This window comes from Halomonas salipaludis (genome assembly GCF_002286975.1).
In the GTDB taxonomy this organism is placed as follows: Bacteria; Pseudomonadota; Gammaproteobacteria; order Pseudomonadales; family Halomonadaceae; genus Franzmannia; species Franzmannia salipaludis.
In genome coordinates, this window is record NZ_NSKB01000004.1 from 308,600 (window position 1) to 335,297 (window position 26,698).

At 66.8% G+C, this 26,698-nt stretch carries 24 protein-coding genes; 4 read left to right on the forward strand and 20 right to left on the reverse strand.

Annotated elements, in window-relative coordinates; genetic code table 11:
• Positions 1-4 precede the first annotated feature (4 nt).
• From msrB to yrfG, 5 genes are all read right to left on the reverse strand, one after another.
• The gene (gene msrB / locus CK498_RS11855) at positions 5-502 is read right to left on the reverse strand and encodes a peptide-methionine (R)-S-oxide reductase MsrB (protein WP_095621065.1); all 498 of its coding nucleotides are present in this window, start codon (positions 500-502) and stop codon (positions 5-7) included.
• A gap of 116 nt (positions 503-618) precedes the next feature.
• The gene (locus CK498_RS11860; protein ID WP_095621066.1) at positions 619-2,205 is read right to left on the reverse strand and encodes a phosphoenolpyruvate carboxykinase; all 1,587 of its coding nucleotides are present in this window, start codon (positions 2,203-2,205) and stop codon (positions 619-621) included.
• A gap of 226 nt (positions 2,206-2,431) precedes the next feature.
• Positions 2,432-3,307: an Hsp33 family molecular chaperone HslO gene (gene hslO, locus CK498_RS11865; protein ID WP_095621067.1), complete on the reverse strand. Its 876-nt coding sequence runs from the start codon at positions 3,305-3,307 to the stop codon at positions 2,432-2,434.
• 27 nt (positions 3,308-3,334) lie between these two features.
• Positions 3,335-3,724, reverse strand: coding sequence for a ribosome-associated heat shock protein Hsp15 (hslR, locus tag CK498_RS11870; RefSeq protein ID WP_076746989.1), 390 nt, complete (start codon positions 3,722-3,724; stop codon positions 3,335-3,337).
• 15 nt (positions 3,725-3,739) lie between these two features.
• Positions 3,740-4,405, reverse strand: coding sequence for a GMP/IMP nucleotidase (gene yrfG, locus CK498_RS11875; RefSeq protein WP_095621068.1), 666 nt, complete (start codon positions 4,403-4,405; stop codon positions 3,740-3,742).
• A 93-nt stretch (positions 4,406-4,498) separates the two neighbouring features.
• On the opposite strand from yrfG, the gene nudE reads away from it, so the two are divergent.
• Positions 4,499-5,077 carry an ADP compounds hydrolase NudE gene (nudE, locus tag CK498_RS11880; RefSeq protein ID WP_095621069.1) on the forward strand — a complete coding sequence of 193 codons (579 nt, stop codon included), beginning with the start codon at positions 4,499-4,501 and terminating at the stop codon, positions 5,075-5,077.
• 63 nt (positions 5,078-5,140) lie between these two features.
• On the opposite strand, the gene CK498_RS11885 is transcribed toward nudE, so the two are convergent.
• From CK498_RS11885 to nrdR, 14 genes are all read right to left on the reverse strand, one after another.
• Positions 5,141-6,181, reverse strand: coding sequence for an oxidoreductase (locus tag CK498_RS11885; protein ID WP_095621070.1), 1,041 nt, complete (start codon positions 6,179-6,181; stop codon positions 5,141-5,143).
• Positions 6,182-6,648: 467 nt separating this feature from the next.
• The gene (locus tag CK498_RS11890; RefSeq protein ID WP_095621071.1) at positions 6,649-7,443 is read right to left on the reverse strand and encodes an SDR family NAD(P)-dependent oxidoreductase; all 795 of its coding nucleotides are present in this window, start codon (positions 7,441-7,443) and stop codon (positions 6,649-6,651) included.
• Positions 7,444-7,468: 25 nt separating this feature from the next.
• Positions 7,469-7,600: a hypothetical protein gene (locus tag CK498_RS26700; protein WP_267873749.1), complete on the reverse strand. Its 132-nt coding sequence runs from the start codon at positions 7,598-7,600 to the stop codon at positions 7,469-7,471.
• A 56-nt stretch (positions 7,601-7,656) separates the two neighbouring features.
• A complete protein-coding gene (gene ilvD, locus CK498_RS11895; RefSeq protein WP_095621072.1) occupies positions 7,657-9,501 on the reverse strand; it encodes a dihydroxy-acid dehydratase in 1,845 nt (614 codons plus the stop codon).
• A 180-nt stretch (positions 9,502-9,681) separates the two neighbouring features.
• Positions 9,682-10,356, reverse strand: coding sequence for a spermine/spermidine synthase domain-containing protein (locus tag CK498_RS11900; RefSeq protein WP_095621073.1), 675 nt, complete (start codon positions 10,354-10,356; stop codon positions 9,682-9,684).
• A 39-nt stretch (positions 10,357-10,395) separates the two neighbouring features.
• On the reverse strand, positions 10,396-12,822 hold the full coding sequence (gene lon / locus CK498_RS11905) for an endopeptidase La (RefSeq protein ID WP_095621074.1): 2,427 nt from the start codon (positions 12,820-12,822) through the stop codon (positions 10,396-10,398).
• A gap of 108 nt (positions 12,823-12,930) precedes the next feature.
• Positions 12,931-14,175, reverse strand: coding sequence for a DUF945 family protein (locus CK498_RS11910; protein WP_095621075.1), 1,245 nt, complete (start codon positions 14,173-14,175; stop codon positions 12,931-12,933).
• Positions 14,176-14,220: 45 nt separating this feature from the next.
• The gene (locus tag CK498_RS11915) at positions 14,221-14,694 is read right to left on the reverse strand and encodes a phosphatidylglycerophosphatase A family protein (RefSeq protein ID WP_095621076.1); all 474 of its coding nucleotides are present in this window, start codon (positions 14,692-14,694) and stop codon (positions 14,221-14,223) included.
• On the reverse strand, positions 14,691-15,638 hold the full coding sequence (thiL, locus tag CK498_RS11920) for a thiamine-phosphate kinase (RefSeq protein ID WP_095621077.1): 948 nt from the start codon (positions 15,636-15,638) through the stop codon (positions 14,691-14,693). Before thiL ends, CK498_RS11915 begins: the two co-directional genes overlap by 4 nt.
• A gap of 13 nt (positions 15,639-15,651) precedes the next feature.
• A complete protein-coding gene (nusB, locus tag CK498_RS11925) occupies positions 15,652-16,149 on the reverse strand; it encodes a transcription antitermination factor NusB (protein ID WP_095621078.1) in 498 nt (165 codons plus the stop codon).
• A complete protein-coding gene (ribH, locus tag CK498_RS11930; protein WP_076746972.1) occupies positions 16,146-16,628 on the reverse strand; it encodes a 6,7-dimethyl-8-ribityllumazine synthase in 483 nt (160 codons plus the stop codon). The genes nusB and ribH overlap by 4 nt, the downstream gene beginning before the upstream one ends.
• A gap of 51 nt (positions 16,629-16,679) precedes the next feature.
• Positions 16,680-17,831 (reverse strand): bifunctional 3,4-dihydroxy-2-butanone-4-phosphate synthase/GTP cyclohydrolase II, encoded by a 1,152-nt coding sequence (gene ribBA, locus CK498_RS11935; protein WP_095621079.1) that lies wholly within the window; start codon positions 17,829-17,831, stop codon positions 16,680-16,682.
• Positions 17,832-18,135: 304 nt separating this feature from the next.
• Positions 18,136-19,266 (reverse strand): bifunctional diaminohydroxyphosphoribosylaminopyrimidine deaminase/5-amino-6-(5-phosphoribosylamino)uracil reductase RibD, encoded by a 1,131-nt coding sequence (gene ribD / locus CK498_RS11940; RefSeq protein WP_095621080.1) that lies wholly within the window; start codon positions 19,264-19,266, stop codon positions 18,136-18,138.
• 18 nt (positions 19,267-19,284) lie between these two features.
• Positions 19,285-19,764, reverse strand: a complete 480-nt coding sequence (gene nrdR / locus CK498_RS11945; protein WP_095621081.1) for a transcriptional regulator NrdR — start codon at positions 19,762-19,764, stop codon at positions 19,285-19,287.
• A 107-nt stretch (positions 19,765-19,871) separates the two neighbouring features.
• Between nrdR and CK498_RS11950 the strand changes: the two genes are divergently transcribed.
• The gene (locus tag CK498_RS11950) at positions 19,872-21,662 is read left to right on the forward strand and encodes a sugar phosphorylase (RefSeq protein WP_095621082.1); all 1,791 of its coding nucleotides are present in this window, start codon (positions 19,872-19,874) and stop codon (positions 21,660-21,662) included.
• On the opposite strand, the gene CK498_RS11955 is transcribed toward CK498_RS11950, so the two are convergent.
• Positions 21,652-23,841, reverse strand: coding sequence for a heavy metal translocating P-type ATPase (locus CK498_RS11955; protein ID WP_095621083.1), 2,190 nt, complete (start codon positions 23,839-23,841; stop codon positions 21,652-21,654). The genes CK498_RS11950 and CK498_RS11955 overlap by 11 nt on opposite strands.
• A gap of 111 nt (positions 23,842-23,952) precedes the next feature.
• Between CK498_RS11955 and dsbG the strand changes: the two genes are divergently transcribed.
• The gene (gene dsbG / locus CK498_RS11960; RefSeq protein WP_095621084.1) at positions 23,953-24,702 is read left to right on the forward strand and encodes a thiol:disulfide interchange protein DsbG; all 750 of its coding nucleotides are present in this window, start codon (positions 23,953-23,955) and stop codon (positions 24,700-24,702) included.
• A gap of 123 nt (positions 24,703-24,825) precedes the next feature.
• Positions 24,826-26,697 carry a protein-disulfide reductase DsbD gene (gene dsbD / locus CK498_RS11965; protein ID WP_229359056.1) on the forward strand — a complete coding sequence of 624 codons (1,872 nt, stop codon included), beginning with the start codon at positions 24,826-24,828 and terminating at the stop codon, positions 26,695-26,697.
• Position 26,698 lies beyond the last annotated feature (1 nt).

The window sequence follows — 26,698 nt, forward strand, 5'->3', positions numbered from 1 at the left end:
CTGATCACGCCGGCACGAAGCGCAGCGCCAGGCCGTTATTGCACCAGCGCAGGCCGGTGGGATCGGGGCCGTCGTCGAAGACATGGCCCTGGTGGCCCTTGCAGCGCGCGCAGTGGTACTCGGTGCGCGGGAAGAACAGGAAGTAGTCGACCTGGGTCAGCAGATGCCCCTCGACGTGCTCGAAGAAACTCGGCCAACCGGTATTGGAGTCGTACTTCATATCGCTGGTGAACAGCAGCAGATCGCAACCCGCACAGCGATACTCGCCGTCGTCCCATTGCTTGTCCAGCGGACTCGAAAAAGCCGGCTCGGTGCCGTGATCGCGCAGGATCTCGTACTGCTCGGGGGTCAGCCGTTCGCGCCACTCGTCGTCGCTGAGCTCCAGGGTTTCAAGCCCGGGCGCCGGCTCGAGATCGAGCTTCGGGCGTCCCATCGCCACACCGGGCAGCAGCCCGGCCAGGCCGCCCACCCCCAGTAGCCCCATGAACTGACGTCGTTTCATACGCTACTCCCGTTTGGCCCACAGGCGTTGCCAGGCCAATGCCTAACGCAACGAGGGGAAGCGCTTGGCGCTTCCCCTCGTTCAGACCCTCGGCGTAGCGAGGGGTTCAACAGCCGTCAGTCGAGACGCGGCCCGGCGGCGACGATGGCCGAATCGACGCCGGCGAACTTCTTGAAGTTGTCGACGAACTTGGCCACCAGGTCCTGCATCTGGCGCTGGTAGGCAGCCTGGTCGGCCCAGGTCTGGCGCGGATCGAGCAGGCTCGAGTCGACGCCGGGCACCGCTACCGGTACGGCGAGGTTGAGGCCGTCGATGCTGCGGGTCTCGGCCTCGCGCAGTACACCGGACTGGATCGCACTGATGATGGCGCGGGTGGTGGGAATCGAGAAACGCGTGCCGCCCTGGCCGTAGGCACCGCCGGTCCAGCCGGTATTGACCAGGTAGACCTGCGAGTCGTAGGCCTCGACGCGCTTGATCAGCAGGTCGGCGTACTCACGCGCCGGACGCGGGAAGAACGGCGCGCCGAAGCAGGTCGAGAAAGTCGCCTCCAGGCCTGCCGATGAGCCCATCTCGGTGGACCCCACCTTGGCGGTATAGCCCGACAGGAAGTGGTAGGCCGCCGCTTCCTTGGAGAGCACCGAGACCGGCGGCAGCACGCCGGACATGTCGCAGGTCAGGAAGATGATCGCATTGGGCTCGCCGGCACGATTCTCGGCGACGCGCTTGGCGACATGCTCCAGCGGGTAGGCGGCCCGCGAATTCTGGGTCAGGCTGTCGTCGGCATAGTTGGGCTCGCGGCGGTCGTCGAGCACCACGTTCTCGAGCACCGCGCCGAACTTGATGGCCTGCCAGATCACCGGCTCGTTCTTCTCCGAGAGGTCGATGCACTTGGCGTAGCAGCCGCCCTCCATGTTGAACACCGTGCCTTCACCCCAGCCATGTTCGTCGTCGCCGATCAGGTAGCGCCCGGGGTCGGCAGACAGCGTGGTCTTGCCGGTACCGGAAAGGCCGAAGAACAGCGTGGTCTCGCCATCTTCACCGACGTTGGCCGAGCAGTGCATGGGCAGCACGTCGGAGTCCGGCAGCAGGAAATTCTGCACCGAGAACATCGCCTTCTTCATCTCGCCGGCGTAGCGCATGCCGGCGATCAGCACCCGCCGGCCGGCGAAGTCGATGATCACCGTGGACTCGGAGTGGGTACCGTCGCGGGCCGGATCGCAGACGAAGTCGGCGGCGTTGAGAATCGTCCACTCGTCCTTGCGGGCCAGGTTGTAGGCTTCCGGCCGGACGAACATGGTGCGCCCGAACAGGTTGTGCCAGGCGGTCTCGGTGACGGTGCGAATCGGCAGGTAGTGCTGGGGATCGGCACCGACGTGCAGCTCGGAGACGAAGTGATCGCGCTCGGCGAGATAGGCATCGACGCGCTGCCACAGCGCTTCGAACGCCTCGGCGTCGAACGGCCGGTTGACGCTGCCCCACTCGATCTGCCCGCGGGTGGAGGGCTCGTCGACGATGAAGCGATCGGCGGTGGAGCGCCCGGTACGCTTGCCGGTGTTCACCACCAGGGCGCCGTTGGCGGCAAGCCGCCCTTCTCCGCGCTTGACCGCTCGCTCGGCTAGCTCAGCATGGCTGAGGTTGGTGAAACAGGTCGGCGCGGCAGAGGCCTGGGGCGCGGCGGCGGGTGCGGCTTGGGTCGTGGTCATGTTGGTGTCCTGGGCCTTGCGGCCGATTCTCTCTCGTTAGCCGGGCGTCTGACGACGCACTAGTGCCTGATGACCCGCCGGTGAACGAGTGGGCTCGTCTCTGATGGTTGGCGGGTGATCGCGTCAAAGGGGCGGCCATTATGGCAAAAACAATTCTTGTAGCAAACGGCGCATTTCGCGGCATTTCTTGTAGTTTTACTACTACATGAGCGCGAGTTGGTGACGCTTAATGAAGCGTGGGCGGCGGCGCATCCGGCGACTCGATCAAGGCCTCGATCTCGGCGGCGCCAAAGTGGTAGCGGGTATGGCAGAAGTGGCACTGGGTGTCGATGGCCTGCTGCTCCTCGAGGATCTGGCGCAGCTCCTCGGCCCCCAGGCTGTAGAGCGCCTGGGCAATGCGCTCCCGCGAGCAGTTGCAGCCAAAGTGCAGCGGCTTGGGCGGAAACACCCGCGCCTGCTCCTCGTGGTAGAGACGGAACAGCAGCGTCTCGGCATCGAGCTCGAGCAGCTCGCTGTGCTGCAGGGTCGCGGCGAGATGCACGCTGCGCTCCCAGGCATCCGGATCGTGGTGGTTGGCGTCATCAGGCAGCTGCTGGAGCAGCAGGCCGGCGGCCCGCGCGCCGTCGGCGGCCAGCCACAGCCGGGTCGGCAGCTGCTCCGACTGGCTGAAGTAGGCCTCGAGACAGCCACCCAGGCTGTCGGCGGAGAGTTCGACGATGCCCTGGTAGCGCTTGCCTTCGCGGGGGTCGAGGGTGATCACGATGCGTCCGGCACCCAGCAGCTCCTTGAACGCTGCGTCGTCGGCGGGCAGTGGCTGGCCCTCGCCGAGGCGCGCAATGGCGCGCATTTCACCGCCGGGGTTGGACTCGGCCATCAGCAGTTCGAGAGGGCCATCGCCGCGCACCTCGATGCTCAGGGTACCGTCGAGCTTGACGGTCTCGGTGAGCAGCGCCACCGCGGCCAGCAGCTCGCCGAGCTGGCGGCTAACCGCCAGCGGGTAGGCGTGGCGGTCGAGCACTTCGCGGTAGGCATGCTCGAGCTGCACGACCTCGCCACGCACATTGGTGCCATCGAAGAGAAAACGCTGAATCTGGTCGGTCATGGGTCTCTCGGGTAACGGGTAGAACGGTCAGTCATCGCCCTGACGGCGCTGGAAACGGGTGATCTCGCGGCGCTGCTTCTTGTCGGGGCGCTTGAGGGGATGCTGCATGGCCTGGTTGGTGAGCCGCCGCGCTTCGGCTTCGCGCTCGCGGCGCGCCACGCTGTCGGCGGTTTCGCGATACAGCTCGCGGGCCTCGGGAGCGCCACGGCGCTGGCCGGAGAGCGCCACCACCTCGACCTCGAGGATGTCCCAGCCCTGGGGCACCCGCACCAGGGCGCCGGTCTCGACGTTCTTGCTGGTCTTGGCGCGGGCGCCGTTGTAGTGCACCTTGCCACCCTCGATGGCCTTCTTGGCCAGCTGGCGGGTCTTGAAGAAACGCGCGGCCCACAGCCACTTGTCGAGTCGGACGTTATCCATGGCGCTCTCCATCCTTCAATGCGGCGGTCGCTCATCGGGCAGGATCGCGGCAAATCGATCCAGGGCAATAAACTCTTCTAGGGCCTTCTCGGGCCGGCTGCTGTCGGGCTGCTTGATGCCCAGCAGGTGGCGAATGCCGTACTCGCGGGCGCTCTCCAGCACGTGAGGGTTGTCGTCGATGAACAGGGTGCGGGCGGGGTCGAAGGGCTCGACCTCCTGCAGCTCGAACCAGAACTCCTGGGCCTCCTTGGCCACCCCCAGGTCCGCCGAGGAGACGATCGCATCGAGATACGCCTCGAGGCCGGTCAGCGGTAGCTTGAGCGCCAGACTGGCACGGTCGGCATTGGTCGCCAGCACCACCCGCGGATGGGAGCGTTTGAGCCACTTGAGAAAGTCCAGGGCATCGCTGCGCAGCCCGATCAGGTGCTGCACCTCGCGCTTGAGGGCGACGATATCGACGTTCAGCTCGTCGCTCCAGTAGCTCAGGCTGTACCAGTTGAGGGTGCCCTGCTCACCGATGATGCGCGCCTTGAGGGCATCCTGGGCGGCGGCGTCGAGGCGATGCAGCTCGGCATAGCGCCGCGGCAGGTGCTCGAGCCAGAAGTGGCTGTCGAAGTGCAAATCCAGCAGCGTACCGTCCATGTCCAGCAGCACGGTGTCGATGGCCCGCCAGTCGATCATGCTCAGGGCTCCGCAGTGGTGAATCGAGAGTGGTATTGTACGCGAACCGATGGGCCGAGACACGGCCCGCCATGCGGCCTGCCAGGAGTCACCATGTCAGCACCCTATCCGCAAAAGCCCCAGATCCTGTCGCGCCAGGAGGTCGCGCGCAGCCGACTGTTCAACGTCGAGCAGCTGGAGCTCAGATTTTCCAACGGTGAAGAGCGCATCTTCGAACGGCTGACGGGCAGCGATCACGGCGCGGTGATGATCGTTGCCATGCCCGACCCCGAGCATGTGCTACTGATTCGTGAATACGCTGCGGGCTTCGAGGACTACGTGCTGACCCTGCCCAAGGGGCTGGTCGATCCCGGTGAGGACATCATCGGCGCCGCCAATCGCGAGTTGATGGAGGAGTGCGGCTTTGGCGCCAGCAGCATCGAGCCGCTGGCCGAGCTGTCGCTAGCGCCCAACTACATGCGCCACCGCATGCAGGTGATGCTGGCCACCGACCTCTATCCCAAGCGCCTGCCCGGCGACGAGCCGGAGCCGCTGATCGTCGAGACCCACGCTATCGACGAGCTGCCCGCGCTGCTGGCCCGCGACGACTTCCATGAAGCGCGCGCCATCGCCGCGCTATACATCGCCCGCGACCTGCTGCGCGAGCGCCGCGAGGGGCTCGATCTGTGGTAGGTTTTCGCCCTGCCACCGGCGTCCCTCATAAGGTGCAACTGCGACAGTCTTGCCTAGTATCTCTTAGAGGCTGACCCAGCGGCCCTGGCGATGGCTGTCGAGCCCTGCCTCGAGCAGGCGCATTGAGCGCAGCGCATCCTCGACGCCTACCGGCATCTCGCTGCTGCCGCTCAAGGCCGCGACCACGCCGCGGTAGTAGGCCAGGTAGTCGCCGGGCAGCGTGGCATAAGACGCTTCGCGGACTTGCCCCTCGCTACCTTCGGCGAGGCTGAGAGAGCCGTCACGAGGATCCACGCCCCACTCCGGTACCGGCGTCTCGCCGGCCTTGAGCCGCGCTTCCTGGGGATCGAGGCCGTACTTGACGTAGCTGCCCTGGGTGCCGTGGACGCGAAAGCGCGGCGTCTCGGCGGCGACCAGGGTACTGGCGGCCAGGCTGACCCGACAGCCCGGGTAGTCGAGCAGGCACAGGAAGTCGTCCTCGACACTGGCCTCGTCGCGCTGCCTGGCCAGGTTGAGCTGGATGGCACGGGGCATGCCGAACAGCTCGCAGGCCTGGTCGAGCAGGTGTGGGCCCAGGTCGTACCAGATGCCACCGCCGGGGCGCGGCTTCTCGCGCCAGCGGTCGCGCACCGCCGGGCGGAAGCGGTCAAAGCGCGACTCAAGGCTCACCACCCGGCCCAGCTCACCGCTGGCCAGCAGCGCCTTGAGGGTCAGGAAGTCGCTGTCCCAGCGGCGGTTATGAAATACCGATAGGCGCCGCCCGGCGTCGTCGGCCAGACTCTTGAGCTGCCTGGCCTCGGCCAGGGTCACCGTGAACGGCTTGTCGAGCACCACGTGCTTGCCCGCTGCCAGGGCCGCCTTGGCCAACGGGAAGTGGGTCTCGTTGGGGGTCGGAATCACCACCAGATCGACGTCGTCGCGGGCCAGCAGCGCCTGGGGCGTAGCCGCCACGTCCACCTCGGGCAGCGCCGCGGCGACCTTGGCGGCATCGCTGGACGACACCGCCACCAGCTGCAGGCCGGGGGTAGCCCGGATCAGCGGTACATGGAAAGTCTGGCTGGCGAAACCGAAGCCGACCACGGCGACGTTGACATCGTGCGGCATGGGCACTCCTTGTCGGTGGCTTATGACGATATGGCGTGACGCATATCAAGAAACGGTCAAAGAAAGATCATCTCGACCTTGGTATAGGGGTCCATACTCAGGGGGCTGTTTGCAACCCCGTCACCCACCCAAGGAGGCAAACGCATGTGCTGTTCAGAAGAGAGTCTAGCGCTACTGGAGACATGGTATGCGCTGGAGTGCCAGCTACAAGCGCTGGCCGAGCCCCCGGTTAGGCTGAACGAAGCGGCGTGATCCGCCGCTGCCGACAATTCGAGCCCCCGCCTCCAGGCGGGGGCTCGCTGTTTCCTCATGGCCGAACCGGCACCGCCAGGCAACCCTCACCGCATTGGACAGTCGACGTCATAGAGGCCAACTGGCGGTGTCAGCCAAGGCCCCTTCCGCAGAGGGAGCAGCCCCCTGGTCGCGGGTCGTCTCCTTCTATTGGTATGGCGCCGCGGGAAGAGCGCTTACGTCAAGGTGTCGACGATCCCGCCTTCCACGCGTAGCGCCGCCCCGGTGGTTGCACTGGCCTGGAGCGAAGCGGCATAGACGCTCATGCTAGCGACTTCCTCTGGTGTTGCTAAGCGCTGGATGATCGAAGAAGGACGGTTCTCCTGGACGAAACGGGCTTCCATCTCTTGCTGTGAAACTCCTTCGTTTTCGGCCATTTCACGTAGCATATTGAGCACCCCTTCGGAGCGGGTCGGCCCTGGCAGAATGGCATTTACCGTCACCTGAGTGCCGCTGAGCACCTTGGCTAGCCCCCGCGACACCGACAGCAGGGCCGATTTGGTCATACCGTAATGGACCATCTCGCTGGGAATGTTGATGCCCGATTCGCTGGATAGAAACTGAATGCGGCCCCAGTCACGCTCGCGCATGCCTTGAGCATAGTGGCGGGAAAGCCGCACAGCACTCATGATGTTGACATCGAAGAAGTGCTGCCAGGTGGCGTCATCCACCTCGAAAAAGTCCTGTGGCCCGAAGATGCCGACATTATTGATCAGGATATCCGTGCTGGGCTGCTGCTCGATCAACGCTTGGCAGCCTTCAGCCGTACCGAGATCGGCCGCCATGCCTTCTATCCTGGCGTTGGGTGCGTCTTTTTTAAGCACACCAATGGCCTCGTCGACCCGCGCCTGAGTTCGCCCTGTAATAACCACATCGGCACCCGCATTGGCCAGCCCCCGGGCAATGGCAAAGCCGATGCCTGCCGTGGAACCGGTAATAATGGCGTGTTGGCCGCTTAGATCAATCTGCATAGGTGGCCTCCTTACTACCTGAGTGTCACTGCTTTTTCTGCGTTTCAATATGCAACGCATTAATCCATTGCTGACTAATGAGCATGATGCTCATCCAGGCTTTTTCAAGGGGGACCTGCACAGCGTCTTGATTGCCGTCCTGTCGTTGAGGGGTCATGACAGGCCCTGGTGCAGTACCTTTTCCTCTACCTGCCCAGGGCCAGTTCGATAGCTTCAATCCAGCTTGGACAGATCGCGTACCGCGCCCTTGTCCGCCGAGGTGGCCAGCAGCGCATAGGCCTTGAGCGCCGCCGAGACCTTGCGGTCACGCTGGATGCGCGGCTTCCAGGCGTTCTTGCCGCGGGCCTCCTCGGCCTCGCGGCGAGCCGCCAGCTCGACATCGCTGAGCTTGACGTTGATCGCCCGCTTGGGGATATCGATGTGGATGATATCGCCGCTCTCGATCAGGCCGATGGCGCCACCCGCGGCGGCTTCCGGCGAGACGTGGCCGATCGACAGGCCCGAGCTGCCGCCGGAGAAACGGCCATCGGTCATCAGCGCGCACACCTTGCCGAGGCCCTTGGACTTGAGATAGGAGGTCGGGTAGAGCATCTCCTGCATGCCGGGACCGCCGCGCGGGCCCTCGTAGCGCACCACTACTACCTCGCCGGGCTTCACCAGCCCGCCCAGTACGTGCTCCACCGCCTGATCCTGGGACTCGACCACGTGGGCCGGCCCCTCGAACACCAGGATCGAGTCGTCGACGCCGGCGGTCTTTACCACGCAGCCGTCCACGGCGATATTGCCGAACAGCACCGCCAGGCCGCCTTCGCGGGAGAAGGCGTGCTCGAGATCGCGGATACAGCCGCTGACGCGGTCGCCGTCGAGGCTCGGCCAGCGCGCGGCCTGGGAGAAGGCGGTCTGGGTCGGGATGCCGCCGGGGCCGGCCTTGAAGAACTCCACCACCGCGGGGCTGGGATTACGCATGATGTCCCACTCGTCCAGCGCCGCCTTGAGGGTGTCGCCATACACGGTGGGCACGCGGGTATCCAGCACCCCGGCGCGGTCCAGCTCGCCAAGGATCGCCATGATCCCGCCGGCGCGGTGGCAGTCCTCGATATGGTACTGCTGGGTGTTGGGCGCCAGCTTGCATAGCTGCGGCACCTCCCGCGACAGGCGGTCGATGTCGGCCATGGTGAAGTCGACCTCGGCCTCCTGGGCGGCGGCCAGCAGGTGCAGGATGGTGTTGGTGGAACCGCCCATGGCGATGTCCAGGGTCATGGCGTTCTTGAACGCCGCCTTGGAGCCGATGGCGCGCGGCAGCAGGTGTGCCTCGTCCCCCTCGTAGACGCGCTTGGCGAGTTCGACGATGCGGCTGCCCGCCTCCTCGAACAGCCGGCGGCGATCAGCATGGGTGGCCAACACCGTGCCATTGCCCGGCAGCGCCAGGCCCAGCGCCTCCATCAGACAGTTCATCGAGTTGGCGGTAAACATCCCCGAGCAGCTACCGCAGGTGGGGCAGGCGCTGCGCTCGATCTCATCGATCTCCTCGTCGCTGTACTTGTCGTCGGCGGCGTAGATCATGGCGTCGATCAGGTCGATGCCGTGGTCGAGCAGCTTGGTCTTGCCGGCCTCCATGGGGCCGCCGGAGACGAAGATCACCGGAATGTTGAGACGCATCGCGGCGTTGAGCATCCCCGGAGTGATCTTGTCGCAGTTGGAGATGCACACCAGCGCATCGGCGCAGTGAGCATTGACCATGTACTCGACGCTGTCGGCGATCAGGTCGCGACTGGGCAGCGAATAGAGCATGCCGTCGTGGCCCATGGCGATGCCATCGTCCACGGCGATGGTGTTGAACTCCTTGGCCACCCCGCCGGCCTTCTCGATCTCGCGAGCCACCAACTGGCCCATGTCCTTGAGATGCACGTGACCGGGCACGAACTGGGTAAAGGAGTTGGCCACGGCGATGATCGGCTTGTGGAAGTCGTCATCCTTCATGCCGGTGGCGCGCCACAGGGCGCGGGCGCCGGCCATGTTGCGGCCGGCGGTGGTGGTACGCGAACGATACTCGGGCATGCTGTCCTCTAGCGTCGATGCCGCCTGCGGCCGCCCTCACGGTGTGGGCGACCGGCGGTCTTGATAGGAAGTCGTGCAGCAATTTTGTCATGCGCGCCGGGGGCGCGCCACTGCCGCTGCCCCGAGGAGGCTAATAGCCACGGCCATGCTCTGAAAAATCGGCGAGCGAAGGTCAGAGGGCTAGCTACCAAGCCAAATAACGTGGCGAGCCCCCTTCCCCGGCCTATGCGCCCGCACCTGATGCTCGCTGACGCTGAACCCGACCCGCTTGAGGCGCTCGCTGAAGCCAGCATCACGCCCTGCCGACCACACCGCCAGCACGCCGTCCTGGCGCAGCGCACGCTGGGCGCTCTCCAGGCCGCGCGGCGAGTAGACGAGGTCGTTGTCCTTGCGGGTCATGCCTTCGGGGCCGTTGTCGATATCCAGCATGATGGCGTCGAAGTCACCGGGGGAGTCGCGCATCAGGGCCGCCACGTCGCCGACGTGCACCCGGGTGCGTGGATCGTCCAGCGGCCGCCCCGCCGCCTGGCCAAGCGGGCCACGGTTCCAGTCGACCACCTCGGGTACCAGCTCGGCGACCACCACCTCGGCATCACTGCCCAGCGCGGCCAGTGCCGCGGCGAGGGTAAAGCCCATGCCCAGGCCCCCGACCAATACACGCGCGCCTGGTCGGGCGGCGACGTCTGCGCAAGCCAGCTCGGCCAGCGCATCCTCGGAGCCGTGCAGGCGGCTGTTCATCAGGTCGCCGGGCTGGCCGACGATACGAATCGAAAACTCGTCGTTACGCTGCAGCAGCCTGAGTTCCGTGCCCTGGCCGGGAATGGCGGCCCGGCCGATTTCTGCGAATTTTGCCATGTGATCTCGTCATGTCGTGGGGTGGGCACGGGGCCCCGGTCAGCCAAAGACTACCTTGGCCACGTCGCGATAGTGCTTGGCGAAGTGAACGGTCACTCCGGCCTTGAGGTAGTCGGGCAGCTCGTCGAAGTCGCGGCGGTTGGCGTCGGGCAGGATCACCTCGAAGATATCGCTGCGCCGGGCGGCAATGATCTTCTCGCGGATGCCGCCCACCGGCAGCACCTGACCGGTCAGGGTCAGCTCGCCGGTCATCGCCAGCGAGCGAGCGATGGCCTCGTGGCGCGCCAGCGACAGCAGCGCCGTGGTCATGCTGATCCCCGCCGAGGGGCCATCCTTGGGCGTGGCCCCCTCCGGCACATGCAGGTGGATGAAGGCATCGTTGAAGAAGTCGCCGTCGGCGCCGTACTCGCCGAGGTGGCCCTGCACATAGCTGTAGGCGATATTGGCCGACTCCTTCATCACGTCGCCGAGCTGGCCGGTGAGCTTGAAGCCGCGGTCCAGGGCATGCACCTTGCCGGCTTCGATGGGCAGCGTGGCGCCGCCCATCGAGGTCCAGGCGAGTCCGGTGACCACCCCCTCGCCTTCGAGCACCTTCTCCTTGCGGAACAGCGGCGCGCCGAGGAACTCCTCGAGGTTGTTGACCGAGACCTTAACCGACTGCTGGCCGTTCTCGAGCAGCTTGACCGCCGCCTTGCGCACGATGCGGTGCAGCTGCTTCTCGAGCTGACGCACCCCCGCCTCGCGGGCATAGCCCTCGATCACCTGCTTGAGCGCCGCCTCGGTGAGATTGATGCGCTTCTTGGCGATCTTGTCGCGCTTGAGCAGCTTGGGCCACAGGTGGTGCTTGGCGATGGCCAGCTTCTCTTCGGCGATATAGCCGGACAGGCGGATCTGCTCCATGCGGTCGAGCAGCGCCGGCGGGATCGAGTCCAGCGTATTGGCGGTGCAGACGAACAGTACCTTGGAGAGGTCCATGCGCACGTCGAGGTAGTGGTCGAGGAAGTCGACGTTCTGCTCCGGGTCGAGCACCTCGAGCAGCGCCGAGGCGGGGTCGCCCTGGAACGACTGGCCCATCTTGTCGATCTCGTCGAGCATGATCACCGGGTTCTCGACCTCGACCTCCTTGATCGCCTGCACCAGCTTGCCAGGCATGGCGCCGACGTAGGTGCGACGGTGGCCTTTGATCTCCGCCTCGTCGCGCATGCCGCCCACCGAGAAACGGTAGAACTCGCGACCCAGCGCCTCGGCGATGGAGCGACCCACCGAGGTCTTGCCGACCCCGGGCGGGCCGACCAGCAGCAGGATCGAGCCACCCACATCGCCCTTGAAGGTGCCCTCGGCGAGGAACTCGACGATGCGTTCCTTGACGTCGGCCAGGCCGTCGTGGTCGCGGTCGAGCACCTGCCGGGCGTGGCCCAGGTCGAGCTGGTCCTGGCTGGTAATGCCCCACGGCAGCGAGGTCAGCCAGTCAAGGTAGTTGCGGGTGGTGCCGTACTCCGGCGAGCCGGTCTCGAGCACCGAGAGCTTGTCGAGCTCGTCGTCGATGCGCGACTGCACCCGCTCCGGCACATGCAGTTCGACCAGCCGCTTGCGGAAGGTGTCGACGTCGTTCTCGCGGTCGTCCTTGGAGATGCCCAGCTCGCGCTGGATCACCTTGAGCTGCTCGCGCAGGAAGAATTCACGCTGGCGCTCCTGCATCTGGGCGTTGACCTGCTCGCTGATCTCGCTCTGCAGCTGGGCGACCTCGATCTCCTTGTGCAGCAGCGGCAGCACCTTCTGCATGCGCGCCATCACCGGCAGCGTCTCGAGGATCTCCTGCAGCTCGTGCCCCTTGGCCGAGGTGATGGCCGCGGCGAAGTCCGACAACGGCCCCGGCTCGTGGGGGCTGAAGCGGTTGAGATAGTGCTTGAGCTCCTCGCCATACAGCGGGTTGATCGGCAGCAGGTCCTTGATGCCGTTGATCAGCGCCATGGCGTAGGCTCGCGCCTCGTCCTCCTCGGCGTCGATGGGCTCCTTGGGATAACTGACCTCGACCAGATACGGCGGCGTCTTTGACAGCCAGCGCTGGATCTTGAAGCGCCGCATGCCCTGGGCGATGAACTGGATCTGGTCGTCCTCGCCCTGCACCTTGTGCATGCGCACCGCGGTGCCGATCTCGGGAAAGTGCTCATGGCCCAGCTCATCGACGCCGGCATCGCCGACGAATGCCAGACCCACCGAATGGTGAGGCGTATTGCCGACGCGCTTGATGGTCTCTTCCCAGCGCGGGCGGTGAATCACCAGCGGCTGCACCTGGGCGGGAAAGAACGGCCGGTTGTGGATCGGCAGCAGGTAGAGACGCTCGGGCAGGGTATCGCGGGCCGGCACCACGGCACCGTGGTGGCCTGACTCGGTGTCGCCCGACTCATGCTCATCGCGGGGGGCGGTATCGAAGATTACGTCATGCAGATCGTCGCGTTCGCTCATCATGCATCCTGTTGGCAGCGGTGGGCAGTTGCCCTGATGCCAACAGGAATGCGGGCGAGGCGAGCAAACTTCAAGCGTGGCCGTCGCTTATCTCGGTTGGCGCCGCGGCTACCAGAGCGGTGGCAGCGACTCGCCGTTGAGCGTCAACTCGCCGGCATCGACGCGAATCTCGAGATCCTCGGTGTCCAGCGGCAGCCCCAGCTGCAGCGCCACGAAGCGCGGCAGGTCGTGCCATACGAAGTGGCCGTCGAGACGCGCCAGCCAGGGGTTGTCGGCACTGGCCACCTCGAGATCGGCCAGCGACAGGCTCTCGATATCGCTGCCGTCGAAGACCAGCTCACCCTCGACATGAGCCTCGACGCCGAACATCGGACTGGCGAGCTGCAGCGGCTCGAGGGTCAGCCGCGGCGAGTCGACCAGGGTCGCCAGCAGGTAGGGTTCGAGGCTCATCGCCAGCGCCTCGGCCTCGCGGTCGGTCAGCGGATCCTGGCTGTCGCGGGCGGCCAGCGCCTCGCGCAGCTCACGGCTCAGGGTGCGCACGGCATCCGCATTGAGGCGCGACACGCCCAGCGCCAGCTCACCGGACAGCGCCGGCTCCTCGGCCAGCGTCATCTCGCCAAGCGACAGGCGCCCTGCCAGGGTCAGCTCGTCGCGGCCCAAACGCACCTCACCGCGGTAGCCCAGCGCCTGCAGGGCGATGTCGGGGCCGTTGGCCTGGGTCACGCGCAGATAGGCGAGCTGCAGCTCATCGCGCTGCAGGAAGTCGTCATCGCCATAACGGTAGCGGCTGTCGAGCTGCAGCGGACCGACCTCGAGCCGCTCACCGTCGACGTCGAGGCGCCACGGCGCCACGCTGCCGGTCAGCGCCAGGTCGCCCTGCTCACCGCTGAGACGCAGCGCCAGCCCTTCGAAGTCGAACTCTCCCTGCTCGTCCGAGACCTGGAATGGCGCCATGTCCAGGCGGCCCTCGAAGGTCTGCGACAGGGTCTGGTACTCGCCGTGCCAGCGCGGCGGGCTGGCCGGCAGACGCTCACCGAACAGGGTGTCGTCGCCGCCCTCGAGCTGCAGCTGCAGCTCGCCCTCGAGGCGGGTCGTGAGCAGGCCGTGGCGGGCGACATAGGGCAGCGACAACTGCCAGTCGTCGAGCAGCGCGGTGAGCTGGATCTCGCCGCGGGACACGAACCAGCCACGCTCCAGTTCAGCGCGCTGCACGTGCAGGTCGCCGCGCGCCTCGAGATCGTCGAGGGTACGCGACAGCTCGCGTTCGAAGATCGCACTCGAATAAGCCTGGGCGGCCAGATAGCCGGCCCCCAGCACTATCACGGCGGCAACCAGTAAGCGTCCCTTGCGCATGCTATTCCTCAGTGACAAAGATGGGTCGAGCGAGACGTCGCCGCCTCAGTGGAGCCACAACCAAAGGTGAATGGTACTCCAAGCATAGATGCCGGCCAGCACGTCATCGATCATGATGCCGAAGCCCCCCGCCACGCGACGGTCGGCCCAGCGAATCGGCCACGGCTTGAAAATGTCGAAGACGCGAAACACGACGAACCCCCACAGCGCCGCCTCCCAGGAGAATGGCACCGCCGCCATGGTGATCCAGTAGCCGACGAACTCGTCCCAGACGATGCCGGAGTGGTCGTGAACGCCAAGGTCTCGCGAGGTCACGTCGCACAGCCATACGCCGATGATGAAGGTGGCGAGGATGATCAGCATGTACCAGGAGAGCGGCAGTTCCGACATCAGCCAGTAGAAGGGAATCGCCGCCAGGGTACCGAAGGTGCCCGGCGCCCAGGGCACGGTGCCGCTGCCGAGGCCGAAGGCCAGAAAGTGAGTGGGGCGTCGCCAGACACTGGCCGGGGCACGGTTCATGCCTCACCTCGCGGGAAGTGCTGCCAGCCGGCGCTCGCCGCGGCACCGCGCACCCCCGGCGTGGCGCTGCAGCGGCCGATGACCGTCAGTGCCAGCCCCTCGGCGGCAAGCCGCGTGCGCGCCTCGTCGAGTGCCGCTGGCGGCAGGCTGACCAGCAGCTCGTAGTCGTCGCCACCGGCCAGCGCCGCCTGGCGGGCGCCCTCCTCGCCCAGCGCCGCCACCAGACCGTCGGCCAGCGGCAGTGCCGCGGCGTCGAGTTCGGCGCCGACCCCGGAGGCCTCACACAGGTGGCCGAGATCGGGCAGTAGGCCGTCGGAGAGATCGATCGCTGCACTGGCCAGGCCGCGCAGCGCCAGGCCCGCGTTGAGACGCGGCCGCGGCAGCAAGTAGCTCGCCAGCAGAGGCTGCGCCAGGTTGCGTTCGCCGGCCTGCCAGGCCTTGAGCCCGGCGTGGGCGCCGCCCAGCGAGCCGGTCACCGCCAGCAACTCACCGGGGCGGGCCGCGTTGCGGGGCAGCGCCGCGCCGCCGGGCACCTCGCCGTGTACGGTCACGCTCACCGCCAGGCCGCCGCGGGTCACGTCGCCGCCCACCAGGGACACGCCGGTCTCGGCACACAGCGCGTGAAAGCCTGCCGCAAACTCGCCGAGCCAGGCGTCATCGACCTCGGGCAAGGTCAGCGCCAGCAGGCACCAGCGTGGCGTGGCACCCATGGCGGCAAGGTCGCTCAAGGCGACCGCCAGGGCGCGATGGCCGATGGCCACCGGTGGCGCGTCGGCGGGAAAGTGCACCTCGGCCACCGAGGTATCGACGCTGACCGCCAGCTGGCAGCCGGCACTCGGCGCCAACAACGCGCAGTCGTCACCGACGCCGAGCACCACGCCATGGGCCTCGGCCTGAGGCGAGCGCGCGAAATGACGGGCGATGAGCTCGAATTCGCTAAGCATCTGGATGGACGACTCAGCGACGCGCGCTGACCTCGGCATAACGCAGGCGAGCGGCGAGCTTGTCGAGAATGCCGTTGACGTACTTATGGCCATCGGTGGCACCGAATGACTTGGCCAGCTCGACACCTTCGTTGATTACCGCGCGATAGGGTACCTCGAGGCGCCGCGAGAGTTCGTAGGCGCCCAGGCGCAGGATGGCGAGTTCGATGGGGTCCAGGTCCTCGAGCCGGCGGTCGAGCAGCGGCGAGATGCTGGCGTCGAGGTCGTCACGAAAACGCACCACGTTGTGCAGCAGCTCATGGAACAGTGCCAGGTCGGCGATCTCCATGACCTTGGCCCAGTTCTCGTGATCCTCGAGGTCGTCGTCGGCGATCTGACTGCGAAACTCGGCTTCAACGGCGGTGATCGACTTGCCGGTCATCTGCCACTGGTAGAGCCCCTGCACGGCCAGCTCGCGAGCCGCATGGCGGGCCTGCTGCGCCGCCGAGGGAGCGCGACGCGACTCCTTCATTCATCACCTCCAAAGTGCTTGAGCAGCGAGACCATCTCCATCGCCGCCATGGCCGCCTCGGCGCCCTTGTTGCCGGCCTTGGTACCGGCACGCTCGATGGCCTGCTCGATGGAGTTGACGGTCAGCACGCCGTTGGCCACCGGGGTGTCGAACTCGAGCTGCAGGTTGCCCAGCGCCGCATTGCAGTTACCGGCCACGTACTCGAAATGCGGCGTGCCGCCACGGATCACCGCGCCCAATGCGATCACCGCATCCGGCTTGGCAACCTTGAGCGCCCGCTTGACTGCCAGCGGCAGCTCCCAGGCGCCCGGCACATGGACGATGTCGATATGCTCGGCGTCCACGCCATGGCGCACCAGACTGTCGACAGCGCCCTCGACCAGGCTATCCACCACGTGGTGGTTGAAGCGCCCGACCACGATCACGTAGCGGCCATCGACGTCGGTGAAGTTGCCTTCGACTTGGGAAATCGGTTGCATGCTCTGATTCCTGCTGTAAACGGTACTGCTGAAATTGAAACCCGTCGAACGCTAGGGGTCCAGCCGTTCGACCACTTCCAGATCGAAGCCCGACAGCGCCGAGAACTTCCACGGCGAGCTGAGCAGGCGCATCTTGCCGACCCCGAGGTGGCGCAAGATCTGCGAGCCGGTGCCGATGGTCAGGTAGTTGCCAGCGCCGTCGGACTCGCTGCCACGCGGCTGACGGCGGCGCTCGAGGAACACCTCGAGGTAGTCGAGGAAGTCCTGGCGCGGGCGACCGTCGTCGAGCAGCACGAAGACGCCGGCCTCGGCGTTGGCCACCTCGGCGATGGCGCCGCTGGCGCTCCAGCTGGCGTTGTCGCCCTTCTGCAGGCACAGCAGGTCGCGCATCACGTCGGCCAGGTGGACGCGCACCGTGGTCGGCACCTCCGGCGACGGCCGGCCCTTGACCAGCGCCAGGTGATGGGCGCCCTGGATGCCGTCGCGGAACACATGCAGGTCGAGCGCGCCGAAACTGGTCTGCACCTGGGTCGACTCGACATGGTCGATGGTCTGCTCGTTGTGAATGCGGTAGTGGATCAGGTCGGCGATGGTGCCCATCTTAAGGCCGTGCTCGGCGGCGAAGCGCTCGAGCTCCGGGCGCCGCGCCATGCTGCCGTCGTCGTTCATGACTTCGCAGATCACGCCGCTGGGGTCGAGCCCCGCCATGGCCGCCAGGTCGCAGGCCGCCTCGGTGTGGCCTGCACGCCGCAGCACGCCGCCGGGCTCGGCCATCAACGGGAAGATGTGCCCAGGCTGGACAATATCCTCAGCCTTGGCATCGCGTGCCACCGCAGCTTGCACGGTGCGCGCGCGGTCGGCGGCGGAAATACCGGTGGAGACGCCTTCGGCGGCCTCGATGGAGAGCGTGAACTTGGTGCCGAACCCGGAGCCGTTGTCGCTGACCATCAGCGGCAGCTTGAGACGCTGGCAGCGCTCGCGGGTCATCGGCAGGCAGATCAGGCCGCGCGCGTGGCGAGCCATGAAATTGATGTGCTCGGCCTCGACCTTCTCGGCGGCCATGATCACATCGCCCTCGTTCTCGCGATCCTCATCATCCATCAGGATCACCATCTTGCCCTGACGAATGTCGTCGATCAGCTCGGCGATCGAGGCCATGCCAGTCGCCTGGTCGGCGCTGGAATCCTGTGAAGCCTTAGCCATGCAAACTCCAAATCGCTATGCCCATGGGCGCCGCACGGCGGCGGCGGGTGAACGCTCGGACAGCAACGCCCATTCTGAATCGGCGCTCAGGGTACCTTGGCGCGGCGTCGGGCGCCAGTAGAGAGCACCCTTGGCGCGGCGTCGGGCGCTAATAGAGAGCAGCGCCCAAGGCCTCTGAGCGAGGACGCCGGGGGCAGGCCGAAGAGAGGGTTTGCGCCATGGATGGCGCAAGGTAGCGCCCAGGGAGGGGTTCACAGCGCCCTCTCGTAGGCCTGCCGACGGATCAGTTCCGAGCGGTGTTGTGTTAGGCCCGGCGCTGCGGGCGGGCGGTGATTCGCCAGTCGCGGCCCACCGCGCGAATATCGAGGATATCCAGGGCGCGCTGCTGGGCCATGGTCTCGAGCCCCGGCAGGCTGAACAGCGGGCGCGCCTCACCGCCCAGCAGGGTCGGCGCCATGAATAGCTGGATCTCGTCGACCAGCTCGGCGTCGAGCATCGCCCCGGCCAGGGTCGCGCCGGTCTCGACCAGCACCTCGTTGGCCTGCTCCTGATTGGCCAGATAGCGCAGCAGCGCTTGCAGATCGACGCGTCCGTCGATGCCCGAGGCCAGCACCAGCACCTCGGCCCCCGCCGCCTCGAGGCGCGACCGGCGCTCGGCGTCGTGGCTGCAGGTAGCGACCAGGGTGCGGCCCGGTTCACGTAAGCAGGCCGCGGCCTGGGGCAGGCGCAGCCGCGAGTCGACGATGACCCGCAGCGGCTGGCGCGAGGCGATCGCCTCGGCGTCGTCGAGGTCGAGCTGGGAGGCGCGCACAGTCAGGCGCGAGTTATCGAAGATGATCGACTCGACGCCGCTGATCACCGCGCTGGAGCGCGCTCTCAGCCGCTGCACCTCGGTGCGCGCCCGCGGCCCGGTGATCCACTGCGACTCGCCGGAGCGCATCGCCGTGCGCCCGTCGAGGCTGGTCGCCATCTTCAAGCGCACCAAGGGGCGCTGCCGGGTCATGCGCAGGATAAAGCCGGGGTTGAGCGCCTGCGCTTGCTCCTCCATCAGCCCGCACTCCACCTCGACGCCCGCCTCGCGCAGAATCGTCAAGCCGCGCCCGGCAACCTGAGGGTTGGGGTCCTGCATGGCTACCACCACGCGCTTGACGCCAGCCGCCACCAGCGCCTCGGCGCAGGGGCCGGTGCGCCCGTGATGCGAGCAGGGTTCCAGGGTCACGTAGGCCGTGGCCCCGCGGGCGGCGTCGCCGGCGGCACGCAGCGCATGCACCTCGGCATGCGGTTCACCGGCACGCGCATGGAAGCCCTCGCCGACGATGCGCCGCTGCTTGACCAGCACGCAGCCGACGCGGGGATTGGGATCGGTAGTGTAAAGGCCGCGCCGCGCCAGGGTCAGGGCGCGGGCCATCCAGGTTTCGGCAGTCGCTTTGGGCATGCGTCGTCCGTGTGCAGATCAAGTATCGTCGTTGGGCGAGAACGAGGGCTCCTGGGCCAGGCGGTCGATCTCGGCGCGAAATTCGTCGAGGTCCTGAAAGCGGCGGTAGACCGAGGCGAAGCGAATGTAGGCCACCTGATCGAGGCGCTTGAGCGCCTGCATCACCTCTTCACCGACATCCAGCGCCGCCACCTCACGCTCGCCGCGGGCACGCAGCCGCTGACGAATCCGCTCTACCGCCGCCTCGATCGACTCGGCGCTGACCGGGCGTTTCTCCAGCGCGCGCAGCATGCCGGCGCGAAGCTTGCGCTCATCGAAGGTCTCGCGGGAGCCATCGGCCTTGATCACCCGCGGCATCACCAGCTCGGCGGTCTCATAGGTGGTGAAACGCTCACCGCACTCGGCACACTGGCGGCGACGGCGCACCTGATCGCCTTCGGCGACCAGTCGCGAGTCGGTCACCTTGGTGTCGTGCGTACCGCAGAAGGGACAATGCATGAGGTCAGTTCCGGCGTCGGTGTTGTTCTAAATGGTTGCCGTAGTGTAAGCGCTTGGCACGCCTTCTGCATTAAGCTGGAGATAGAAGCCAATCAAGGAGAGATGCCATGAGCTCGCCGACGCCCCCACCTGCGCTCGAGCCCCTCGATGCCGCGGCCTTCACGGCGCTGGCCAGTGCCCGCCTGGGCGAGGTCTACGGCCCGCGCGCCGGCGAGGTGATGCGCCGCCTGACCACCCTGCTGGCGCACCATCGTGATGCACTGCGCGGGCGTCCGGGCGCCGGGCGCCCGCTATGGAGCGAACGCGACCAGTGGCTGATCAGCTACGGCGACACCCTGATCGACGGCGGCCGCCCGCCGCTGGAAGTGCTCGACGACTTTCTCGAGCAGCGTCTCGGCGACACCTTCAGCGGCGTGCATGTGCTGCCGTTCTTTCCCTGGAGCAGCGACGACGGGTTCTCGGTGATCCACTATCGCGAGGTCAATCCGGCGCTGGGCGACTGGTCGCACATTCAGCGCCTGGCGGGGCACCGCGACCTGATGGTCGACCTGGTGATCAATCACGTCTCCCGCGAATCGCTGTGGTTCGTCGACTACCTGGCCGGCAGCCAGCCGGGGCGCGATTACTTCATCGAAATGGACCCGGACACCGACCTCTCCCAGGTGGTGCGCCCGCGCAATTCGCCATTGCTGGTACCGGTGGCCACGCGCCGCGGCACCCGCTACCTGTGGGCGACCTTCTCCGAGGATCAGATCGATCTCAACTTCGCCAATCCCGATGTACTGCTGGAGTTCATCGGCATCCTGCTGTTCTACGTCGAACAGGGCGCGCGAATCATCCGCCTCGATGCCATCGCCTTCCTGTGGAAAGAGGTCGGCACGCCGTGTATCCACCTGCCGCAGACCCACGCCATCGTGCGCCTGCTGCGCGCCATTCTCGACCATGTGGCGCCGGGTACCCTGCTGATCACCGAGACCAACGTGCCACACCGCGAGAATCTCAGCTATTTTGGACTCGAACGCCTCGAGGAGGGTGGGCTGGAACGCGGCGAGACGCCAGACGAAGCACACCTGGTCTACCAGTTCACCCTGCCGCCGCTGCTGGTCCATACCTTGACCAGCGGCGACGCCAGCACCCTGGCCAGTTGGCTGCGTGGCCTGCCCTCGCTGCCCGCCGGCTGCAGTTACCTCAACTTCACCGCCAGCCATGACGGCATCGGCGTCCGCGCCCTGGAGGGCCTGCTGCCCGGGCATGAGGTAGAAGCGCTGCTGGAGCTGATGCACCGCTTCGGCGGTTTCGTCAGCATGAAGGCCAACGCCGACGGCGAGGACTCGCCCTACGAGATCAACATCACCTACTTCGAGGCACTCAAGGGCACCCGCCGCGGCCCCGACCCTTGGCAGATCGAGCGTTTCCTGTGCAGCCAGCACCTGATGCTGGCACTGCAGGGTATCCCCGCGCTCTACCTACACTCCCTGACCGCTACTCTCAACGACCACGAGGGCATCGAGCGCAGCGGCAGGCTGCGCTCGATCAATCGCCGCCAGTGGGAGATGGAGGTGCTCGACGAGCTACTCGACAGCCGCAATACGCCGACCCGCGAGGTGTTCCTGGCGCTCAAGCGGCGCCTCGACATTCGCCGCGGTGAGCCCTGCTTCCACCCCGACGCCGACCAGCAGGTGCTCGACACGCCGGCCAGCCTGCTGGCCATCCAGCGCGGGCCACTCAGCGACGGCCGACGCTTGCTGGCGATCTACAACGTCACCGACAAGCGCCAGCCGCTGGCGCTTGAGGCGCTCGCCGAGCACGACTGGCACGACCTGCTCGAGGATGCCCCCTGCCCCACCCCGCCGACGGAACTGGGGCCTTACCGCAGCCTGTGGCTGGTCAGTCGCTGAGTCCCAGGCGTGCAGCGTTGGCGGTAACCGACAGCGAGCTTGCCGCCATCGCCAGCACCGCCACCAGTGGCGGAATCGCCATCCACACCACCAGCCCCAGCGCCACCAGGTTGTAGCCCGCCGACAGCGCCAGGTTCTGGCGCATGATGCGCCGCGCCCGCCGTGCGATCTGCCAGGCATCCACTACCCCCGCGACGCCCGGCTCGAGCAGCTGCACCGCCGCGCCGTCGCGAGCCGGCCGGCTCGCCCCCTGCGGCGCCATGCCGACGTCGGCGGTGGCCAGCGCCAGCACATCGTTGACGCCGTCGCCGACGAACAGCGACGGCCGCTCAAGGCGTGCCACCAGCCGTGCCTTGGCCTCCGGCGACTGGCCGGCAAAGCATTCACGCGGCGCAAAACCGGTCGCCTCGCCCACCGCCGCCACCTCGGCGGCGCAATCACCGCTGACCAGCGCCAGCGTCATGCCGGCGCGGCGCAGCTCGGCCAAGGGCGCCAGCGCACCGCTGTCGGGGCAGTCGCGCAGGGTCAGCTCGCCGAGCCACTCGCCGTTGCGCGCCACCGCCACCCGACTGCCGACCTGCGACTCGTCGTCGCTGTCCGCGCGTGCCGGAAGGCCCAGCTCGGCGGCCAGCCAGGCCGGCGCACCGACCAGCAATCGAGCGCCATCGGCCAGCCTCACGCGGCGCCCGCCGCCTGCCGACTCGACGATCTCGACCGGCGCCTCACCCATCGCCAGGCCGCGCCGATCGGCGGCCTGGCGCAGCGCCAGCCCCAGCGGATGCTCGCTGCCCCATTCCGCCTGGGCCGCCAGCCTCAGCAGCGTTGGTTCGTCCACTCCCTCGGCCGGCAGGCACTCGGCCAGCTCGGCCTCGCCGCGGGTCAGGGTGCCGGTCTTGTCGAAGGCGGCGCTGCGCACCTGGCCCAGCGACTCGAAGGCGGCCAGATCACGGAACACCACCCCATGGCGCAGCGCCTGGCTACCGGCGGCAAGATTGGCCAGCGGAATCGCCAGCCCCACCGCGCAGGGGCACGCCACCACCAGCACCGAGAGCGCCCGTACCAGCGATTCCTCGACGGTCACCCCGGCCAACAGCAAACCACCGAGGGTCATCACCGCCAGCACCACGGCCAACGGGCTAAGCCAGGCAGCGAAGCGGTCGGCCAGGCGCTGCAGCTCGCCCTTGCGCGCATGCAGCTCGAGCATCTGGTGATGCAGGCGGTCGAGGTAGCCCTCGCCGGCGCGGGCCGTGACCACCAGCGTGATCGCCTCGCCGAGGTTACGACTGCCGGCCTGAAGCGCCGCACCGCGCTGGCGACTCACCGCCCGCGCCTCGCCGTTGAGCGGCGACAGGTCGAGCCAGGCCCTGTCGCTCTCCAGTGCGCCATCGAGCGGCACCAGCTCACCGACGTCGACACGCACTCGCTCGCCGAGAGCGACCTCGTCCAGCGCCCGCGTATGCAGCGTCCCAGCCTCCAGCACTTCGACCTCGGCGACATGCGGATAGAGACGCGACAGCGCCCGCAGTCCGCGATAGCGGCACAGCGTCTCCACCAGCCGGCCCACCAGCAGCAGCAGGATCAGCATCACCGCGGTATCGAAGTAGACCTCCGCCGAGCCACGCCACAGTAGCCAAACCGAGACCAGCACCGCGCCCAGCACGCCCAGGCTGATCAGTGCATCCATGCCCGGGCGGCCGGCGCGCAGGGTACGCCAGCCGGCACGATAGAAGGGCCAGCCGGCATAGCTCACCACCGGCACTGCGAAGGCCCCCGAGACCAGCGCCAGCACGAACTCCAAGCGCGGCCCGGGCAGTGCCCCGACATAGATCAACAGCGAGGCGAGCATGGTCCACATGCCGAAGCTGGCGCCCACCGCCAGGCGCAGCGTCAGGCGGCGGCTCTCGGCCTCGAGGCGGCTCTCGGCGTCCTGGGCCGCCTCGAGGGGCACCAGCCGATAGCCCAGGCGGCGCACCCGCGGCGCCAGCGTCTCCAGGGCGATCGCCTCGGCGTCGCCGCTGAGGTGCACCGTGGCGGTGGCGTAGTTGACACTGGCACGCGACACGCCGCGGTGGCGCGCCAGCACGCTCTCCACCGCCTGGGCACAGCTGGTGCACCACATGCCGTGCAGCGAGTAGAGTGCGGTGTCGGCGTTGAGTGCCGGATGGGAGGCGTCGGGCATGGCCGTCCTTGGCGAATGTTCGGAAAAATGCGTCAGCGTACCGCGGCCTCGCCGCTGGGCAGAACGCCCCGGGCGTGGCAGTCTGCACGCAGAGACCTACGAGGATGCCTCATGCCCCCGCTTCACGCACGCCTGTCTGCCGTTCTACTCGCCCTGCTACCCGCCGGCGCCGTGGCCAGCGATTGGCCGGCACCGATCGCCGCCCTGCAAGCCCAGGGCATGACCATCCACGGGGAATTCGAGGCCCTGGGCGGTATGACCGGCTACGCCGGCAGCTATCAGGGTCACGAGCTGGCCGCCTACCTGCTGCCCGACGGCGAGCATGTGATCGTCGGCACCCTGCAGGACGCCGAGGGCAACGACCTGAGCCGGCCAATGCTCGATGAAGTGATTCGCGGCGAGGAGGATGGTGAAAGCCTGGCGATGCTCGAACAGAGCGCCTGGATTGCCGAGGGCGAGGCCGAACGCATCGTCTACGTGTTCACCGACCCCTACTGCCCCTACTGCCAGCGGCTGTTCGACAAGGCACGCCCCTGGGTCGAGGCCGGCGAGGTGCAGCTGCGCCACGTGATGGTCGGGCTGATGGAGCGCGACAGTCCGCGCACGGCCATTTCACTGCTGGCCGCCGACGACCCCAGCGCAGCACTGCTCGCCCATCATCGCGGCGAAGAGACGCCACACCTGGAGACCCTGCCCCGCGATCTGGAGGAGGCGCTGTTCGACAACCACCAGCTGATGGAGAGTTTCGGCCTGATGGCCACTCCGAGCATGGTCTATCAGGGCGAGCGCGGCCTGCAGATGGCCCACGGCCTGCCCGACGAGGACGAACTGGCGGCGATTTTTGGTGCGCCGCATCCCTGACGACCGACCGGCCCTAGCTTTGCCTTGTTAGTCACCATGCAGGGTGCCTGGCATGCTCTTAATCCTCACATAATCCCCTCCCGCTAGTCTGACCGCCTCTTCACCGACACTCGATGAGAGGCCATGATGACCCAGCCTTATTTCGCGGCCCTTGGTGGTAACAAGACCGCACGATGCCTGCGCCAGCTGCTGACAATGATCCTGCTGCTGGTCTCTCCCTTGTCCATGGCTCAATCCTTCTTTGCCGAGGAGAGTGGCTTCCTGGCACCGGATCAGGCCTTTACGCTATCACTCTCCCGTGAAGGGGATAGCCTGATGGCGCACTGGGAGATCGCCGATGAGCACTACCTGTATCGGCATACCTTCGAGGCCGACATCGACGGACGCTCATACGCACTCTCCCCGCCACGCGGTACATTGATCGAGGACGAGTTCTTTGGTGAATCCGAGGTATTCCACGACGCCGTGGAGCTGACGCTTCCGGTCGCAGATGCCGACCATGTCACCTTGACCTGGCAAGGCTGCGCTGAAGCTGGCTTGTGCTACCCGCCGCAGCAGAAACGTATCGAACTCGCCACATTAGCGCCATCAGATGCCTCTCCAGGGGATACGCCCCTCGCGTCCTCCTCCCCTCAAGCCCCTCAGGCAGAGGATCAGCAACTCGCCTCTCGACTCGCCAACGCGCCTCCACTGTGGGTACTGGGCGCCTTCTTCGCCATGGGGCTGCTGCTGACCTTCACACCATGCGTGCTACCGATGATCCCGATCCTCTCCAGCTTGATCATCGGCGATCAACGCACCGCCAAGCCCACTGCCTGGCGCGGACTGGGACTGTCGCTGGCTTTCGTGATTCCCATGGCGATGACATACGCGTCTCTCGGCGTAGCCGCTGCCTTGGCGGGCGCCAACCTGCAGATGCTGTTTCAGGCACCGCTCTTCATCGGCATCTTCGCGGTTGTCTTCGTGCTCCTGGCCATGGCCATGATGGGTGTCTTCGAATTGACGATTCCCCAAGGAGTGACTCAGCGCCTGGACGCAGCCTTATCACGGGTACGCGGCGGCCGTATTACGGGTGCCGCGGCCATGGGCGTGCTATCGGCGATCCTGGTCGGCCCTTGCATGACCGCGCCACTTGCCGGGGCACTGCTCTACATCGCCGAGACCGGCGATGCCTGGCACGGTGGACTCGCACTGCTGGCACTCGGTCTCGGCATGGGGGTGCCGCTGATCGCAGTGGGCACGCTGGGTCCCCGCCTACTACCCCGACCCGGTGCCTGGATGCTGCGTGTCCGCGTGGTATTCGGATTCGTGCTGTTGGGCATGGCCATCTGGTTCTCTACACGCATTCTGCCAGGACCACTCGGCCTGGCGCTCTGGGGAGCGCTGCTGGTCGGCATGGCGATCGCCAGCCTGCAGGTCGCCAGGGAACTGAAGGGCAAGCGTCTGGCAACCCCCTTTCTTCAGAGCCTGGCCTTCACGCTGGCGGCATGGGGGCTGATGGGGCTGGTAGGTGCAGGGCTGGGCGGTAGCGACATATCCCGCCCGTTGGCCCAACTGTCGCCCTCGCCGACATCGGCAGGCAACGGCGCCGCCCCTGCCGACACGCTGACGTTCGATACGCTAGCCAACCAAGCGGCCCTCGACGATCGACTACACGAGGCATCAAGCGAGGGCATGTGGACCATGCTCGAGTTCACTGCCGACTGGTGCATCACCTGCCAGATCATCGAGCGCGAGGTGTTCGGTGATAGCGAGGTGCAACGAGCGTTGAGCGACGTTGCGCGCTTGCAGGTGGATGTCACCGACTACACCGCCGACGACCGCGAGATCATGTCCGCGCTGGGCATCATCGGGCCACCCTCCATCCTGTTCTTCGGTCCGGACGGTGACGAGAGACGCCACGCTCGCATCATCGGCGACATCGATGCCGATGGCTTTCTGCGGCGTCTCACAGAAGCGGGTCACACCACTCCCACCAGCCAAGAGATGTACTGAA